The sequence below is a fragment of the Rhizobium sp. NXC24 genome (assembly GCF_002944315.1).
Lineage (GTDB): Bacteria > Pseudomonadota > Alphaproteobacteria > Rhizobiales > Rhizobiaceae > Rhizobium.
This window is the reverse complement of record NZ_CP024314.1, coordinates 1,881,614-1,896,591: the sequence shown is the minus strand read 5'-3', so window position 1 is coordinate 1,896,591 and position 14,978 is coordinate 1,881,614. Positions and strand designations below refer to the sequence as shown.

The following is a 14,978-nucleotide window of genomic DNA, read 5'->3' as shown; positions in this document are numbered from 1 at the left end:
AGCAATTGTTAGGCGACATGGTCGAGGGGTAGCCGTTCGGATCCTTGTGGCATTTGCGGGCAGATGAGATTTGCGAGCATGTTTCGCGCCTCGTCCGGCGCAACATGGTGAGGCAAGTGCCCCACGCCTTCCAGCACTTTGATGAACGCCGCAGGGTGCTTGCGGCGTAACCAGTCTATGTGCAATGCCGGGTGGATGATCGCGTCCGACAGGCCGAAGAGCACGTGGATGATGAGATGGGGCGGCAGGCTCGGCAAGAGCTGCATATCGCGGTTGAATGCCCGCAATTCGTCGGCCATGGTTTGTACAGCGAGTGGATTGACAAGGTGGCTGGCGGGTAAGCCGCCGAGGCAAGCTGGGACGGTGTTCGGAAACGAAGATGCCCTCAAGCCTTGGCCGACGAAGAAGGTTGCACAACGGCTGATGACGTGCTGACGCACCAGGCCGCCCACCAAGGGAGCTGAGGCGGCCCTTAAGATGAGCATCGCTTTCGGCGGTACCGGGCTGCAACAGGGTGATATCAGGAAAAGCTTGCTTATGAGATCGGGCCTTCGCGCAGCCAAGTGCAGCGCAGGCGCGCTGCCAATCGAATGAGCAACGATCGTCAGGCCGGTAAAACCAGCGCAATCGAGGAAACGCTCAAGCCAGAATGATTGGCCGATCGGACCGCATTCAGCCGCTGGTATGGGTGTACTGAGACCATATCCCGGGCGGTCAGGGGCTATCACGCGAAACTCGCTATCCTCGAAAGGCAATAGCAATTCTTCGGCAATGCTGCCGCAGCCGTGAAGAAGGATCACCGGTTCCTTGTCGCGCACGCCCTTTTCGAGAAAATGAACCCGTCCATCGCCGATGGACCATATTGTGCCGACCTTGGGCGGGATGGGCTGCTTCCCTGACATGGCCAAAGAAACGCGCCTGCTTGCGCAAAGTTCCAAAGACAAGACGCGCCAGCATTGCCGCGCGATCGACGCAAGACGGTGGAGCCGCCACAGTGGGAACCAAGTCCCTGTCGCCTCGTTCCCGTCCTGTAGGAAGCAATAGGAGGAAACAATGTTTTCCGCAGACAATATTCGCGAGCATATGGAAGTACTGGCTGCCGACGGTGTGCATGTCGGGACCGTCGACGAACTTGATGGCGACACCGGTATCAAGTTGACCAAGAGCGACTCCGATGATGGCAAGCACCACCTCATTCCGCTGAATTGGGTCGATCACGTCGACGCTCACGTTCATCTCTCGAAGAATGCAGACGACGTCCGCAGTGAGTGGTCGACGCTCAATTGAAGGCGATCTGCCGCGTCCCGAGGGCGCGGCATTCCTGCAGAAGTCAAGCAGGCTACACCAGCGCTCCCGCCATTTCGTGCATCAATGAATGCGGCTAGTGGTGCTTAAAGTACTGAACTTCGCGCTCGTGCTTCTCGGCTGCCTCGCGTGACTTGAACGTGCCGAGATTTTTGCGTTTGTGGGTCTTCGGATCGACCTTGCGCGAGTAGAGACGATACTCGCCGGACTTCAGCTTGCGGATCATGACAGCCTCCTATGTGAGGTCATAACCGCTACCGGCCAATGTCGGTTCCCCGATTGATCCGAATATCGTCGCAGCTCTCGACACCTATGCCTTCGCACCGCCAGCCGGATTCAGGAGAATCTCGAGCGACACCGGCCGCAGACCTTGCGCGTCCACGCCGACGTCGTACTGTCGGGGAAGCGGTCTGAGCTTTCCGTGAGAGTGACCGTGGAGATTGATCGATTTCTTGCTCATCTTATTCCAGGTTCGAAAAGGATAGTGACAGAGGATCAGCAGGTGGTCGTCCAGGGTGATCTCGCTGTAGTGCTGAACGCTCTCCCAACCGCTTGCTTTAGTCGTAGCGTCCTGGTCGTTGTTCCCGATGACGAGATGCTTGCGGCCATTCAGCATTGAGAGAAGCTGATCACAATCCCCGCCGCGTGATGACATGAAGTCGCCAAGGTGCCAGACATCGTCCCCGGTTCCGACGATCTCGTTCCAGTTGTCGATCAGGGCGACGTCATGGAATGCCATATCGGGGAAGGGGCGCCGGTCGATCCTTAGGACGCGCGGATCGGCAAAATGGGTATCGCTTGTGAAATAGATCATTCGGCCAAAATGGCGGAGTTCGAGAGGAAACCAAGAGCTCTTTCGTGATTTGTATATTCGAGGCGGGATTGAGCAGTTCTTCAGGCAGACCGTCGCGCCATCTCGGCGAGGACTTCCAAAGGGTAGTTCTTGGATCATGCACATGGACGAAGAAACGAACGACAAATCCGCGACCCCACGCGTGGGTGCAACGACTGACTTGCCGCACGATCGAATGACGGTGCAGCGATTTCGGGAGGCGTTCCCTCGTGCGCGCTGGAGCGACAGTCTCAATGCGTGGTTCGTGCCTGGCCGTACGGCTCAGAGGCGCATCAGCCGCTGGTTGGCCGAGATGGAGGCGGAAGCCGACACATTCGCGGACGAAAAGGGCAGGGACGCCTTCGCATTCGATCCGATCGAAAGCCGCTATCTCGAAGCAGCGCCAGTATCCTTCCAAATCCGAACGCCGTATTCGCGGACCGTCATCAACGAGATCCGCGAAATCCCCTATGCCCGCTGGGACGCGGATCGGCGCCTCTGGACCGTGCCGTACCGCTCATTCGGCGAACTCCGGCAGCACTGGCCGGCGATCAAGGCGGCAGCCGAGCGCAGTGAGCCGGACGTAAGGCGAGCGCGGCGGGAGACAATCAGGGGAACCGAGGAGGACGAGGCATCCAAGGCACGAACAAGGGAGCGTCGCAGGAAGCGATATCCCGTCCCCTCCGATGATTGCCCGCCCTTCGAAAACGCAGTCGGCACGCATGTCGGGGTCGTCTTCTTCACCGGCACGGACGGAGAACTGGCGGACCCGGCGACAATCAGCGCGCACTATTTTCCCGCCGAAGGCAGGGAATACGTCTGGGTCTCCTGGCGGCAAGGCGGGCTGGAAGAATTGGTGACAACCTGGCCGGCACGAGTGGCACCGGGTCAAGACGACCTCGACCGGGGCTGGTGGTTGCCGACGCTGGAGGAATTGCGAGTCGCGCGACGCGATGCCAAATCCCGATGGCGAGCCAGACAGCGCCGGAACAAGGACAATTCCTTTTGAAGGGTTTCAAAGCTTGGCGCAGAACGCCGTTGCTTCTAGCGACGCCTGAAAGTCTTCACGGCGCGATGGGATAAAATCAGAAAGACGGCGATCCATACGACCGGATAGACTGGCAGCAATGCCAGATAAAGCCCGTTCTCGAAGATCGCGGCTTCGAACGTTTTCTTCGCCAACCAATAAGTCGGAACTCCGGTTGCGATGAGGATTGCCAGACCAAAGAGTGCTGGCTTCAAATAATGCGCGTACATTCCACTGTCCCCCCGGACAGCTTTCAAGCTTGCATCGAAAACTCGAAGATGTCGAGAGGCAGGGCAAGGCGTCCTGGTCGACGCCGTGCGGCAGATCGTTGAGGGTCGGACAATTCCTCCCCACATGTCTTATTTTATTTCTAACTAATGTAGGTTTCGCTATCGTTCGGCAATTCCATAGGAGGAGTTGGATGCAATACGTCGAGCCAAAGAAGGTAAGTCACAACACCGCGACGCGCGTATGGTCAGTCAAGGATTTTTGCAAACGGCACAGGCTGTGCAGCAAAGAGGAAACTCGACTTCTCCAGCTTTTTGGGCAGTTCGCGACGGCTAGCGAATTGCGATACAACACAACGCGCAGGCCGAAATGGCGTTGATTTGCGGAGGCGTGAGCGGCAGGCGGTTTCCCTCGGTTATGGGCGTCTGTCAAACAAAGCCCGCCACCCATGTGGGTGGCGGGCAACTTTTCCAGCAGGTCGCTCCGAGAACTAAGCCGAAAAGAGCGACGTTCAGTCTAATGACAGGGGCTTAGCGTACTTGATCAGAAAACGTCACTCCCGGTTTCCGGTTCCACGCCAATTCTTGAAATTGGGATGGGCCGAAAATACATCATTTCCAGTTGGTAACATGCGTTGGATGGGAGGAAAGGAATGATCAGCAGGTATCTCAGCAAGCGTGATTTGGCTCTCGATTCAATAGACTTGGACATTTGTCAGCGCGCTTTTGATGCCATTCTGCTCAAAAGGAATATTACGCGCGAAAGTGAAGAAGGCGAGGAAGTGGCAGCGATGATTATCGAGCTCTTCCGAGAAGGGATCCATGACGAAGATCAGCTCGTCGCTCTCGTCGGTATTAACGACAGCCATCGTCCGCTCAGTGGCGATAAATTCGCGCCTTGATGGAACAAATTGAGCGCAGCTCTATTTGAGGAATTGGTTGGGAAGTTCCCCCACTTTCCAACTGGCCTCCAAAGCCAGCCCGTCGCTGGTAGTGTCCCCGCCGGCGACGGGTTCTTGATCGATCCAAACTATAATGTCCCGAGCTGGCGCGGCTTGTTCCATAGCCATATGGACGAAGCCAATCGGTCAAGTGCAAGATTAGTCTGTGCTGATCTACTATCACCAGTTATGGAAAGCGTACGTATCAATCTTTTCAGACATGGCTGGGCTTCGCTCGCGTTGAGATGCCCTGGCCTTCGTTCGCACCCCAGCAATGCTCCATGGTTCAGGGATTTATGCAGGAGCTATAGCAAAGCGGTGATGCATCGCGATCGTCTGCGGCTAGCTCGGGCCGATGCCCATCAATTGGGACAATATGAGGAAATCTGCGACGATCTGGAGAAAGAAGTCCACGTCTATCTCAGCTTGTTGAATCCGCAGTCGTAGGCGTCAAATCGCCTCGAAATGGCGGCGGATCATCCCGTCTCTGGAATTGCCTCGGCGCCTATACGGTCGTGAGAATCCGGACATCGCCTTTGCGATCAATAACGTCGACCACGACATGGCGACCGGAGCGGCGTAAGGCGACATCCGCCGAGCCGGAACCGATCTGCAAGTGCCGCAGAATGACTTCATCAAGAAATATGGGAAGCTGCGGCTCATGGAAGCTGATCTGCAATTTGTTTGGATTGAAACCGAGGCCGAGACAGGATTGTAACAGGAAGAGCGGTGCCGCCGACGCCCAGGCTTGCGGGGAGCAGGCCACCGGGTAAAAGGTCGGCCCCTGCGCCCGCTGACGCGGCATTCCGCAGAAAAGTTCGGGAAGCCGCCGCAGATCGATATAGGTAGACGCCGCAAAGAGCCCGTCGAATATCCTCGCCGCTGCCGTGCGATAACCGTAGGCGGCAAGGCCCCTGGCGATCAGGGCATTGTCGTGCGGCCAGATCGAGCCGTTGTGGTAACTCATCGGGTTATAGCGCGCCTCGGTCGAGGCGATGGTACGAATGCCCCAGCCGCAGAAGGACGAAGCAGTCATCAACGTGCGGGCAACCTGTTTTGCTCGTTCCGGATAGGCAATGCCGGTAAACAGTGCATGGCCGGCATTCGACGAGCGAATCCTGCAAGGTCGCTTATCGCCGTCGAGTGCCAGCGCATAGGTGCCGAGCTCCTCGTCGAAGAAGCGCTCATCGAAGGCACGGCGTAGCTCATCGGCCCTCGCAACGAAGCGTGCGGCGCGCTCCGGCTGGCCGAGCCGCTGGAACATTTCTGCTGCCGCCTGCCAGGCGCCATAGACATAGGCTTGGACTTCGGCGATTGCGATCGGACCCTTGGCCAGCGTTCCGTCTGCATGGAAAACGGAGTCGTGGCTGTCTTTCCAAGCCTGATTGATCAAGCCTTCCTCTGTCAGCCGCCCATATTCGACGAAACCGTCGCCGTCACGATCGCCATATTCATCGATCCAGGATAATGCCGCCTCGATATGCGGCAGAAGACGCTGGATGGCCGCAAGGTCGCCGGTCCGTTTTACATAGTCGCCAGCCAGCATCACGAACAGCGGCGTGGAATCGATGCTGCCATAGTACCGACGGAACGGAACCTCGCCGAGTTCAGCCATTTCGCCGCAACGGATTTCGTGCAGAATCTTGCCGGGCTCCGCATCGGAGGCCGGGTTCATTTCCGTCGCCTGGTTTGCCGCCAGATGACCGAGAACGCCTCGGGCAATTTCCGGATCGAGCCAAAGCGTCTGCAGGGCGGTTATGATGGCGTCCCGGCCGAACACCGTGCTGAACCACGGGATGCCCGCATAGGGATAGGGGCCTTCCGGCGTTTCGGTCATCAGCATGTATAGATCTGCCGTGCAACGCCGCGCCGCTTCGTTGAATATCTCGTTGGACGTGACGATCGAGGCTGCTCTCGACGACAGGGCGCGCAGGGCACGGCGGGCATCGCGCAAGGCAAAAAAGAAAGACCATGGGCCCGATCTGTCGGCTTCGCCCGGATCGCACGCAATCTCGATGAAAAGTGAGCGGGTTTCATGTGGTGCAAGCTGCAGATCATACAATACGAGGTCGCTGCCGCATTCATCTGGAACAGGATCAAAGGAGAGCCTCGTTGAGCGTCGGCACTCGTCGAGCCCTTCATAGGCAAGAAGGATACCGTCACCCGTGACGACCGGCGTCAGATGACGCCCGCGTTTCGCCCTTGCCGTTCCGCGTACCTCGAAGAGATCCGCGAAGTCGGCTGTAAATGCGATCTCGATGCGGACATGCTGCGGTACTTCGTCGTAATTGCGCACCGTCAGCCGTTCGTGACAACGACCGTTCCACAGGAAGCGGGTCCGGCGCAGATGCATGTGATCGTGGCCGAGAATGAGTTTTCCGGCCCTGTCGAAAAGATCGGGATTGGTCAGGTCGCAGGTGAGCGTGGCATTATCGTCGCGCAATGTCGAAGACAGCAGCATCGGCCTTTGACCGTTGATCGCCAGGTGAAGGTGAGAGAGATAGCGCGTGTCGCGATGGAAAATTCCTTCCGGACTATCCGGTCCGGAAAGGACATCGCCATTGCGATCGAAGACGGCGAAAGTATCGCCATGCTTCAGGATCAGCGGCTGCCGCTCCTGCAGCGATGAGGTTGCCGGGATGAAGAACTGAGCGATCGGCGTACCGGACGCAGCCGGTGCGGTGAGACTGTCGGAGGAAACGGTCGGCATTTTCCTCTCCTCTGATCAATTAACGACCTCCAGACCCACGGCGTAGCCGTTGGAATGGCGCAGTCGCCCGGCCTTCGTGCGGGTACCAGGCAGTCGCCGGTATATATCCAGATAGTCCCTGGCCATCCGCTCCGCGGTGAAGCGCTTCTCGAAAGTCGCCCGCACCCTACGGCGATCGATCTTCAGCGCCCATTCAACATTCTCTGCGGCTTCGGCGACACTATCGACCAGAATGCCGGAGACACCATGGTCGATCACCTCCGGCACGGAGCCACAGCGGAAGGCGATAACGGGTGTGCCGCATGCCATCGCCTCGATCATGACCAGCCCGAACGGTTCCGGCCAATCGATCGGGAAGAGCAGCGCGGCGGCATTGCCGAGAAAATCTGCCTTCTGCTCATCGTTGATCTCGCCGATGAATTCGACATTCTGATGGCTTTTCACCATCGGTTCGATCGCCGTCTTCCAGTAGCCTTGGTCGGCATTGTCGATTTTTGCCGCGATCTTTAGGGGCATGCCCGATCGGCTTGCGATCTCGATCGCTCGGTCTGGGCGCTTTTCAAGCGAGATGCGGCCGAGAAAAGCGAGGTAATTGCCCTTCGGTTTCTCGGTGAAGGGCAGCAGATCGGCCGGCAAGCCGTGATAGACCGTTCCCGACCAGTTGACCGGCGGCATCGGCCGGCGCTGGTCGTTGGAGATCGACACCAGCGGAATGTCTGCAAAGCCCTGGTAGAAGGGGCGCAGGTCAGGCAGGTCGAGGCGCCCGTGCAGAGTGGTCACCGCTCGATCCGCGAAATCGTGGATCAGCGGGAAGTGCAGCACGTCGATATGGAAATGCAGGACGTCGAACTCATGCGCCCGGCGGCGAACCTGCTCCAGCATTAAGATTTGATGCGGCAGTTGATCCTTGACCGCAGGATTGAGCCTCAGAGCAACGTCCGAACATGGTATCAGCTTGGCGTCGGTGACAGAATCGCCGCTGGCAAAGAGGGTCACGTCATGGCCCTCGGCGACAAGTTCTTCACTGAGATAGGAAACGATACGTTCGGTTCCGCCATAAAGCTTCGGCGGCACACTTTCGGCAAGTGGTGCAATCTGAGCGACCTTCATCGGCAAACCTCCTCAACAGAGCAACGAACCATCGGCAAAAGTCATGCCCGGACCTCTAAAAGGCAGACGGGCGCGGTCAAACCGAACGGGGCGGCAAGCTTTGAAGAGATCGGCAGAAACAGTTAGATGTTGCGGCGCGAAGAATTGCTCGTCGTTACCGTGCGCCTTCAATGCTTCCAGAACTTCGTTACAGGACATGATGCATTTCATGATTGGATAACGGCGCAAAGCGGGCAAGGTTCGATTGTACTTATATCAGACGACGGGAAAGCTGGGATCACCGCCCGCCCACGTAAGCGTTGCTGATCCCAAAGAGCTTCCGACCTTGATTAGATACCCTGTGCTTGTGGCGTCGGGCCGTCGCTGCAGGCGCTCCCGCGCCGATCCCTCGCGTCACCATTAATGCTTACATACCAATTGGACTTTAAATACGAATTGGTATTCGTATGGTGCCGTGGAGATCAGAGGAGCAATCATCCGAGGAGCAGAGGACGCAAGCCAAGGGAGGAAATCATGGTCTATTGGCGCAGGTACTCCGAAAAGTCTCGAAACTCTGATAATTGAAGCAGGAGCCCCGTACCGCTGCTGTGTAGTTCCAATATCGGTCCCTACGTTTTTCCGGGCATTCCGCCGGAGTTCACCAACTGGCGTGATGAGATGCGCAAGATCGGCGCGCTCGCCTATTCCACCACCGCCCAGGAATCCGGCTGGATGCCGATGCCTCTGCCGCCATCTATCATAGCGCCGAGATGAAGCCTTATCGCGAATGGCTCAACAACTACTATCTGGAGGCGATCGGCTCGCTCGGAGGCAGCCTCGTCTCCGATCGGATCGAGGATTACTACGTCGATCCGATCGAGGTGGGTTACGGTGGCTTGGTCGACTGGAATCGCGATTTCCTGGGGCGGGACGCATTGAAGGAGAAAGCGGCCAACCAGAAGCGCAGAAAGGTTACACTCGTCTGGAATGACGACGACGTGGCAGCGACGATCAAGGCGTCACTGTTCGACCGTGAACAGGCCGGCCGTTTCATGGCGCTTCCGACACTGATGTATGCGACCTTTGAATCCGACGCCGTCATGAAGGGCGGCAATGTCGTTGGCGTCTCGCAATGGTCGGCCTATTCGGCCAATGCCGGTCATCTCATCTCGCTTGCGCTGGTCAATGTCGATTCTGCCGAGCCTGGCACCGAGCTGACCTTGCTTTGGGGCGAACCAGGCACGCGCAGGCGGACAGTGGACCGGCACGAGATGCGTGAAATCCGGGTGACGGTGGCGCCGGCGCCGTATTTCGACAAAGTCATCAAGACCGGCAAGCAGTAACGGCAGCTCAAGACAACGCTACGCCCTGCGGCGCGGCGTTGTCGCTCTCGGCCATGGATGAAGCGGATGATGCGCGCCCTTGCATCGGGCGCGCCATCCCCGGCAAATTATTTTTTACCGATATTTCCAGATCGTTCGGCAGCCTTCAGCCCGTCATTCTGCAAATCCGCCTCATCGGCAAGAATGGCGGTGGCTTCGTTGAGCAAAACGTCTTTGGCGTTCCTGCGGGCATTTTCAATGGCAAGATCAGCGCTCAGGCTGCGCTCGTTGGCTTCCAGGCCGTCGTCGTTACCAGTATCCACGCCATCGTTGATTTGCTCGCTCGCCTTGCGACGACTTGCCTGAGCAGCCAGTTCTTTGCGACGTTCGGCTTCATTGAGGGAGACAACCTGTTTTTCACGCTGCGCCCTCAGTTCTGTAACATCTGCTACAAAGCGTTGGAAATCCGGATCGTTCTGCACCCGAGCATCGTGGCGGCTTTGCAGTTGCGGCAGCAATGCCTTTATATCGCCGGCAGGCGCATATTTCGCTGGCTTGACCTGCGTCCAGGGCAGGGCATTGTCAAAACTCGCCTCACCAAAGGTCTTGGGGTCCGAAAGGCCCGGCAAGCTGATGTCGGGCACCACGCCGCGTAGCTGTGTCGTGCCGCCATTGACACGGAAAAACTGGGCAACCGTCAATTTCAACTCGCCGAATTTCGGCTTGCTGGTGTGAGCAACCTGGTCAAGATTGACCACAGTTTGCACCGTGCCCTTACCAAAGCTGGGTTCTCCGACAATCACGCCGCGACCATAGTCCTGTATCGCTGCGGCAAAAATTTCGGAGGCCGAGGCCGAGCCGCGGTTGATCAACACGCCAACCGGACCTGTCCATGCGGGTGCGGGAAAATCATCGCTTTCTACGTTCACGTCACCGCCGGCATCGCGTTGCTGAACGACCGGGCCTTTGCCGACAAACAGGCCCGTCAAATCGATGGCCTCGGACAGCGAACCACCACCGTTATTCCGCAAGTCAACGAGCACACCGTCGACGTTGTCTTGCTTCAGTTCAGCGAGAAGCTTGGCGACGTCGCGGCTTGCGCTTCTGTAATCCTTGTCGCCTTTTCGCCGCGCTTCGAAGTCTTCGTAGAAGGCGGGCAGGGTAATCACCCCGATCTTGCGAGTGGCATCGCCATCCTTTACCGAAAGGATCGTCTTCTTGGCGGCCTGTTTGTCGAGGCTGATCTTATCGCGCACCAGGCTGATGACATGGTGCTTGGCATCCGGGCCTGCCTCCGCCGGCAAGATGTCCAGGCGCACGGTGGAACCCTTTGCGCCGCGGATCATCTGCACGATTTCGTCGAGGCGTGTACCGACCACCTCTTTTATCGGGCCATCCTCGCCTTGACCGACACCGATGATGCGATCCCCGACAGCAAGCTTGCCGGACAATTGTGCTGGACCGCCAGCCACCAGCTCGCGGATCGTCGTGTAGTCGTCCCTTTCCTGCAAGACCGCCCCGATACCAACCAGCGAAAGCTTCATTGAAATATCGAATTCAGCCGAAGCGCTCGCACCGAAATAGTCGGTATGCGGGTCAATTGATGTCGTATAGGCGTCCATGAACGTCTGGAAAACATCGTCGCTCTTGTACTTGTAGGCGCGCTCGAGGGAGTTCTCATAGCGTTTGTCGAGCGTGTCGCGAATGCTGGCGTCGTCTTTGCCTGCCAGTTTCAAGCGTAGCCAGTCGCTCTTGACGCGTTTGCGCCACAAGTCATTGCTTTCCGCTTCGGATTGCGGCCAGGGCTCCTTGTCGCGGACCAGCGGATAGTCTTCCTGCACGGTAAAGTCGAGCTTCTGGTTGAGCAGGCTGCGCGCATAACTCATGCGATCGACCACTCGCTGCTCATAAGTGTTGAAGATCGAAAATGGGATCTTCAAGTCTTCATGGTTGATGGCATCGTCAATCTTGGCGCCGTCAGCCATGAACCTGTCGATATCCGATTGCAGGAAAAGGACACGATCGGGGTCCAGGGATTTGATAAACCGATTCATGATCGTGCCCGATAAGGCGTCATCCAGCGGAACGGGCCTATAGTGGAAGCGCGTGAGAAATTGCGCGCTCAGATGAGCGGCTTGCGCTTGTTGCTGTAGCGGCGTCAAAACTGGTGGTGAGCCTGTTTCCAGAGCATATGCCGAGGGAGCAATTGCCAGGAACGCACAGAAGAAACCGCATTGTAGACGCATCAAGCTTCGATCCAATTCACATCGTTTGAGTCTTTAATGTGCGATGTTCGTGGAACAATTATGGTCTTTTGGCAACTAAACGAACGCGTTCTATCTGAATGTGGGTTTTACAAGTCCCGACCACAGATTCCGGCAGGGCGGATTTAGATCGATTTTTGTGGGCACCGATCTGACAATTTGCGCCTCTTCATTGAAGCGCTCGCATTTGACATGTGTCGACGAGCAAACACCAATGGCGAAGTTTTGATATAAGCTGTCGGGTAGTCAGGGCATCACCTTGGTGTTGTCGCGATATCTTGCTCCCAATAGGGCGAGAAAGATCGTCGTGACAGAAAATCTATCCATCGACGGGCACGTTCATTTCTTCACAGCCTCTGATCTTGCGGCTGTGGAGGGGCAGCTCCCTTATTCGCTGCCGTCACCCCATTCGCTATCCGACTATCTTGCCGACCTGGCGTGCGCCGGTATTTTCCCGAAACTTCTGAACAACGTGCATCTCAGCATTTTGCCGGATTCGTCTAATGTCTTCGCGTCGTTCGATGAGCTGGCGGCGCTTAAGGCGAAGTGGCCGGAACGATACGGAGACGTCCGGCTAGTCGGAACGATTAAGGCCGACCCGGCCTACGCTACTATCGAACGGCTATCCCATCCTGATGTTTTCGGGATCAGGATCGTTCTTCACGATGCTCCGCCGGAAAGCATATCGGATCGCGCCTATCGCAGCGATGATTGGGTCGCGCTCATTGGCAGGCTCCGGGTGCAACAACACGTCCACATCTACGCCAAAGAGGCGGAGACGAACCTGCGAGTGCTGCGCCAAATGCCGGAGACAATCTGCGTCGTCATCGATCACCTCGGCTCATGTCATGCCGAGCGCGGTGCTGATGAGCCCAGCTATCGCGCCTTGCTTGAGGAGGCCAAGCGCAGAGGAAACGTGTGGTTCAAGGGGCCTGGATACCGAACTTCGACCGACATCGATGATGTCGTCCCTTTCGTGTCGGCAATCATCGCGACCGTCGGAGCGAACCGCGTTCTGCTCTCGGCCAGCGACGCTCCGCACGTTGGGGCGGGCAGCCAAGGCCACAGTTTTACAAGCCACTTCGATTCTGTGTCGGCGCTTAAATTCTCGGAGACGCTCGCTTCGGCGGTGAGTGCCGCCACTGACATACCTGTCCTTCGGCTGCTGAACGCTGCGGCGAACGACCTTTTCCCTTGTCCAGAAGAAAGTGAAACCATGACGGACATCATCGTCGAAGACATCACGTTCCCCGTTGCGTACGATGACGCGACGATCAATCTGGCGGGCACCGTGTTCCAGCCGGCCTCGCCGGACAGAAGCCTGCCGCCGGTGGTTTTCAACTCCGGTTTTACGGGCGGCGTTTCGATGTATGGCCAGCTTTTTGGCCGGGCCTTGGCCGAGCGCGGCTATCGGGTGATGACCTACGATGTCGCGGGGTTCTTCACCAACAGGGATGTGCGGAACACTGCGCAGAAAGACGGTATCACCGTAACGAATGTCAGCCTTGTCGATCAGACGGCCGAGGTCCTGGCTGCCGTGCGGTGGGCGAGGGAAAAGTTCGGTTCAATGCCCGTCGTCGCGTCCTGGGCGATGGGTTCGGTCGTCAGCCTTGCGGCAGTCGTTGAACTGGCCAAGCAGGGCAAGGAGCAGATCGCGTTTTGGGTGCCGATGAACTACACCAGCATTGCGGCCCTTCAGAATCTTCGGGCGGACAAGTCGGGTGCGGACGCTGCGATCAAGAGGCTGGCGGACGATGCGGCGATCCCGCCGTTCGACACCGGAACCGAGGCGACCAAACTCGGCTATTACCCGCTCGATACCGACACGCAGGAATATGTCGATCGCCAGCTCGGCGGATACACCGAGATTGGCGGCGTCTACCGTTGGCCGGGTTGCAGTCATGTGACGGCGAAGTCCTATAAAAAGTATGTAGGCTTCGACCCTGAGAAGAGCCTCAATGGCGCCAGCGGCTTTCCGCCGGCACTCATTGTGCATGGCGCTCAGAACACTCTACACATGCCTGAAGAGTCGATCCGCCTACATAAGCTCTATCCCGGCCGCGCAGGTGACGAGCCGCTTATCATCGAGGGCATGATGCACGGCCAGCAGAACCAGACCGACAATCCCATCTTCCACCAGCTCATCAAGGACATTGACCGGGCGATCCGTTCTGCCTGACACTGGATGAATTGACGGGGGGGGAAGGCGTCCGGCGGGAATGATGCAGCAGGGTATCGATGAAGGACGTCCGATACGCGTCGGATTGCTACTTCTTCCGCAGTTTTCCATGATGGCGCTCGCATCGGCGAGCGAACCACTCCGCGCAGCGAACAGGTTAGCCAGCCGCAAGCTATATGACTGGTGCCTCCTCTCGGAGGAAGGCGGTATAGTTACGTCGAGCAGCGGCTTTGAAACGCGCACTATCTCGATCAGCGAGACCCCGCAGCTCGATAGATTGTTCGTTGTTGCCAGCCTCGATATCGAAAGCAAGCGACCAAAACCGATCCTGCAATTCCTGCGGAAACTTGCGGTAAATGGGATGCCCATCGGCGCGTTGAGTACGGGCACATTCATACTTGCGCGGGCAGGGTTGCTGACCGGCAAGCGGTGTACCCTTCATTGGGAATCCCTTCCGCAGTTTGCCGAAGAGTTTCCAGACATCGAAGTCACCCGCGAGCTTTATGTCCGGGACGGGAACCGCTGGACCTGCGCGGGCGGTACCGCCGCAATCGATCTGATGCTAGCTCAGATATCGGGTGACCACGGAGCTCAGCTCGCCGCCGACACGGCCGAGCAGTTTCTGCACACCCGTATCAGAGGGCCGGAAGAGCAACAGAGGATGGCGATCCAATGGCGCTACGATATACACGACGCCCGCCTTGCAGCCGCGATCGACATCATGGAGCAGAACGTCGAATATATCGTTCCGATCAATGACATCGCGAAAAGAAGCAACCTTTCCGGTCGGCAGTTGGAGCGCTTGTGGCATCAGCACTTCGAAATGACGCCGCAGCGCTTCTATCTCAATATTCGGCTGAACGAGGCTCGCCGGCTGGTCAAAGAGAGTTCCGAGACCATTGCGGCAATTGCCCTTCGCTGTGGTTTCGTGTCGGCATCGCACCTCGGCAGCGCCTACCGTCGCCTGTTCGGACATAGCCCCAGCGAAGAGCGTCGGAAATCGATGGCAGATATTCGTTTTTCCTCAGACCAAGGTCTTGGTTCCTTATAGGACTTATGTCTGAAGTCGAAAATCTTTAGTC

The 14,978-nt window shown here is 57.5% G+C and carries 15 protein-coding genes; 7 read left to right on the top strand and 8 right to left on the bottom strand.

The window, feature by feature from the left end; genetic code table 11:
- Window positions 1-8 precede the first annotated feature (8 nt).
- Complete coding sequence (locus tag NXC24_RS32865; RefSeq protein ID WP_311319449.1) at window positions 9-818, bottom strand: alpha/beta hydrolase; 810 nt, start codon at window positions 816-818, stop codon at window positions 9-11.
- A 235-nt stretch (window positions 819-1,053) separates the two neighbouring features.
- Here NXC24_RS32865 and NXC24_RS32860 point away from each other — a divergent pair, with 235 nt between their 5' ends.
- The gene (locus NXC24_RS32860; protein WP_104827441.1) at window positions 1,054-1,287 is read left to right on the top strand and encodes a DUF2171 domain-containing protein; all 234 of its coding nucleotides are present in this window, start codon (window positions 1,054-1,056) and stop codon (window positions 1,285-1,287) included.
- A 94-nt stretch (window positions 1,288-1,381) separates the two neighbouring features.
- Here NXC24_RS32860 and NXC24_RS32855 read toward each other — a convergent pair whose 3' ends face one another.
- Entirely contained in the window at window positions 1,382-1,531 is a 150-nt protein-coding gene (locus NXC24_RS32855; protein ID WP_016553206.1) for a hypothetical protein, read from the bottom strand.
- A gap of 84 nt (window positions 1,532-1,615) precedes the next feature.
- The gene (locus NXC24_RS32850) at window positions 1,616-2,119 is read right to left on the bottom strand and encodes a metallophosphoesterase family protein (RefSeq protein WP_104827440.1); all 504 of its coding nucleotides are present in this window, start codon (window positions 2,117-2,119) and stop codon (window positions 1,616-1,618) included.
- Between the two features lie 142 nt (window positions 2,120-2,261).
- Between NXC24_RS32850 and NXC24_RS32845 the strand changes: the two genes are divergently transcribed.
- A complete protein-coding gene (locus NXC24_RS32845) occupies window positions 2,262-3,146 on the top strand; it encodes a hypothetical protein (RefSeq protein ID WP_104827439.1) in 885 nt (294 codons plus the stop codon).
- A gap of 35 nt (window positions 3,147-3,181) precedes the next feature.
- On the opposite strand, the gene NXC24_RS32840 is transcribed toward NXC24_RS32845, so the two are convergent.
- The gene (locus tag NXC24_RS32840; RefSeq protein WP_104827438.1) at window positions 3,182-3,394 is read right to left on the bottom strand and encodes a hypothetical protein; all 213 of its coding nucleotides are present in this window, start codon (window positions 3,392-3,394) and stop codon (window positions 3,182-3,184) included.
- 191 nt (window positions 3,395-3,585) lie between these two features.
- Between NXC24_RS32840 and NXC24_RS36075 the strand changes: the two genes are divergently transcribed.
- Window positions 3,586-3,771 carry a hypothetical protein gene (locus NXC24_RS36075; RefSeq protein ID WP_104827437.1) on the top strand — a complete coding sequence of 62 codons (186 nt, stop codon included), beginning with the start codon at window positions 3,586-3,588 and terminating at the stop codon, window positions 3,769-3,771.
- A gap of 273 nt (window positions 3,772-4,044) precedes the next feature.
- A complete protein-coding gene (locus NXC24_RS32830) occupies window positions 4,045-4,293 on the top strand; it encodes a hypothetical protein (protein ID WP_104827436.1) in 249 nt (82 codons plus the stop codon).
- Window positions 4,294-4,837: 544 nt separating this feature from the next.
- Here NXC24_RS32830 and NXC24_RS32825 read toward each other — a convergent pair.
- From NXC24_RS32825 to NXC24_RS35375, 3 genes are read right to left on the bottom strand one after another with little or no spacing between them, the layout of a single operon-like run.
- On the bottom strand, window positions 4,838-7,042 hold the full coding sequence (locus NXC24_RS32825; RefSeq protein WP_104827435.1) for an amylo-alpha-1,6-glucosidase: 2,205 nt from the start codon (window positions 7,040-7,042) through the stop codon (window positions 4,838-4,840).
- A gap of 15 nt (window positions 7,043-7,057) precedes the next feature.
- The gene (locus NXC24_RS32820) at window positions 7,058-8,152 is read right to left on the bottom strand and encodes a glycosyltransferase family 4 protein (protein ID WP_104827434.1); all 1,095 of its coding nucleotides are present in this window, start codon (window positions 8,150-8,152) and stop codon (window positions 7,058-7,060) included.
- 12 nt (window positions 8,153-8,164) lie between these two features.
- Entirely contained in the window at window positions 8,165-8,350 is a 186-nt protein-coding gene (locus NXC24_RS35375; protein WP_158704607.1) for a hypothetical protein, read from the bottom strand.
- A gap of 551 nt (window positions 8,351-8,901) precedes the next feature.
- Between NXC24_RS35375 and NXC24_RS32815 the strand changes: the two genes are divergently transcribed.
- On the top strand, window positions 8,902-9,474 hold the full coding sequence (locus tag NXC24_RS32815; protein WP_104827433.1) for a hypothetical protein: 573 nt from the start codon (window positions 8,902-8,904) through the stop codon (window positions 9,472-9,474).
- 107 nt (window positions 9,475-9,581) lie between these two features.
- On the opposite strand, the gene NXC24_RS32810 is transcribed toward NXC24_RS32815, so the two are convergent.
- Entirely contained in the window at window positions 9,582-11,699 is a 2,118-nt protein-coding gene (locus tag NXC24_RS32810) for a carboxy terminal-processing peptidase (protein WP_104827432.1), read from the bottom strand.
- Window positions 11,700-12,024: 325 nt separating this feature from the next.
- Between NXC24_RS32810 and NXC24_RS36070 the strand changes: the two genes are divergently transcribed.
- Both NXC24_RS36070 and NXC24_RS32795 read left to right on the top strand, forming a co-directional pair.
- On the top strand, window positions 12,025-13,896 hold the full coding sequence (locus tag NXC24_RS36070) for an amidohydrolase family protein (RefSeq protein ID WP_245464114.1): 1,872 nt from the start codon (window positions 12,025-12,027) through the stop codon (window positions 13,894-13,896).
- Between the two features lie 40 nt (window positions 13,897-13,936).
- Entirely contained in the window at window positions 13,937-14,947 is a 1,011-nt protein-coding gene (locus NXC24_RS32795; protein WP_245464113.1) for a GlxA family transcriptional regulator, read from the top strand.
- Window positions 14,948-14,978 lie beyond the last annotated feature (31 nt).

What these genes read in the sequence shown, in the direction of transcription:
- NXC24_RS32830 (WP_104827436.1), top strand. Translation starts at nt 4,045, where the DNA reads ATGATCAGCAGGTATCTCAGCAAGCGTGATTTGGCTCTCGATTCAATA.
- NXC24_RS36075 (WP_104827437.1), top strand. Translation starts at nt 3,586, where the DNA reads ATGCAATACGTCGAGCCAAAGAAGGTAAGTCACAACACCGCGACGCGC.
- NXC24_RS32860 (WP_104827441.1), top strand. Translation starts at nt 1,054, where the DNA reads ATGTTTTCCGCAGACAATATTCGCGAGCATATGGAAGTACTGGCTGCC.
- NXC24_RS32815 (WP_104827433.1), top strand. Translation starts at nt 8,902, where the DNA reads ATGAAGCCTTATCGCGAATGGCTCAACAACTACTATCTGGAGGCGATC.
- NXC24_RS32810 (WP_104827432.1), bottom strand. Translation starts at nt 11,699, where the DNA reads ATGCGTCTACAATGCGGTTTCTTCTGTGCGTTCCTGGCAATTGCTCCC.
- NXC24_RS32840 (WP_104827438.1), bottom strand. Translation starts at nt 3,394, where the DNA reads ATGTACGCGCATTATTTGAAGCCAGCACTCTTTGGTCTGGCAATCCTC.
- NXC24_RS32820 (WP_104827434.1), bottom strand. Translation starts at nt 8,152, where the DNA reads ATGAAGGTCGCTCAGATTGCACCACTTGCCGAAAGTGTGCCGCCGAAG.
- NXC24_RS32825 (WP_104827435.1), bottom strand. Translation starts at nt 7,042, where the DNA reads ATGCCGACCGTTTCCTCCGACAGTCTCACCGCACCGGCTGCGTCCGGT.
- NXC24_RS32855 (WP_016553206.1), bottom strand. Translation starts at nt 1,531, where the DNA reads ATGATCCGCAAGCTGAAGTCCGGCGAGTATCGTCTCTACTCGCGCAAG.
- NXC24_RS35375 (WP_158704607.1), bottom strand. Translation starts at nt 8,350, where the DNA reads ATGTCCTGTAACGAAGTTCTGGAAGCATTGAAGGCGCACGGTAACGAC.
- NXC24_RS32845 (WP_104827439.1), top strand. Translation starts at nt 2,262, where the DNA reads ATGGACGAAGAAACGAACGACAAATCCGCGACCCCACGCGTGGGTGCA.
- NXC24_RS32795 (WP_245464113.1), top strand. Translation starts at nt 13,937, where the DNA reads ATGATGCAGCAGGGTATCGATGAAGGACGTCCGATACGCGTCGGATTG.
- NXC24_RS32850 (WP_104827440.1), bottom strand. Translation starts at nt 2,119, where the DNA reads ATGATCTATTTCACAAGCGATACCCATTTTGCCGATCCGCGCGTCCTA.